Annotated in this window: 2 protein-coding genes; both read left to right on the plus strand. The window is 62.5% G+C overall.

The genetic code is table 11. The features are described 5' to 3' along the window. Positions 1-81 precede the first annotated feature (81 nt). Positions 82-552, plus strand: coding sequence for an IS5 family transposase (locus D9599_RS31845; RefSeq protein ID WP_232481151.1), 471 nt, complete (start codon positions 82-84; stop codon positions 550-552). Further along, the gene (locus D9599_RS31850) at positions 504-914 is read left to right on the plus strand and encodes a transposase (RefSeq protein ID WP_309228770.1); all 411 of its coding nucleotides are present in this window, start codon (positions 504-506) and stop codon (positions 912-914) included. Before D9599_RS31845 ends, D9599_RS31850 begins: the two co-directional genes overlap by 49 nt. Positions 915-935 lie beyond the last annotated feature (21 nt).

The raw sequence follows: 935 nt of genomic DNA on the forward strand, positions 1-935 counted from the left end.
AGTGTCCGTCCAAGATCATGTTGAGGCTTGGGAGGCAGTTATGATTCTCTGGTGGCTTCCGCCATTGGCAGGAGCCGCCCGATGTGGACCGTCGAGAACCGCGCACGGTATGATCGCAGCAAGCTGCGCTACCCCAGCGACCTGACCAACGAGGAATGGGACCTGGCCAAGGCGGAGATCCCGCGTGCCAAGCGAGGCGGCAACAAGCGGACGGTGGACGTCCGTGAGGTGATGAACGGGCTGATGTATGTGCTGAGCACCGGCTGCCAGTGGCGCGCGATCCCGAAAGACCTACCACCCCGGAGCACGGTGAGCCACTATTTCTGCCGCTGGCAGCAAGACGGCACACTCGACCGGCTCCACCATGCTCTCTACGTGCTCTGCCGCGAGCAAGCGGATCGCGCGGCCAGTCCAACAGCGGCGATCATCGACAGCCAAAGCGTCAAGAGCGCTGAAAAGGGGGGCGTCGGATCGATCCGCCGGGCTTCGACGGCGGCAAGAAGATCAAAGGCAAGAAGCGGCACGTCCTTGTCGATACACAGGGCCTGCTGATGCAAGCCATTGTCCATGCAGCCGACCTGCAGGATCGCGATGGTGGGGTGCTGCTGATGGCGACGTTGTTCGGGCTCTATCCATTCTTGCTGAAGCTTTACGCCGACGGCGGCTATCAGGGCCCCAAGTTCCAGCAGGGCCTGGCCAAGGTGTGCCGCGGCGTGAACGTCGGGATCGTGCGACGGTGCGACACGGGCAAGTTCGTGGTGCTGCCCAAGCGCTGGATTGTGGAACGCACCATCGCCTGGCTGAACCGCTGCCGACGCCTGAGCAAGGATTGGGAGTGCCTGAACCGCAACGCTCTGGCGTTCCTGCGCTGGGCGTCAATCAGGCTCATGCTACGAAGGCTCTGCCAAACTTGAGGATGATCTTGGACGGACTCT

Source organism: Roseomonas sp. KE2513 (assembly GCF_016107305.1).
GTDB lineage: Bacteria > Pseudomonadota > Alphaproteobacteria > Acetobacterales > Acetobacteraceae > Roseomonas.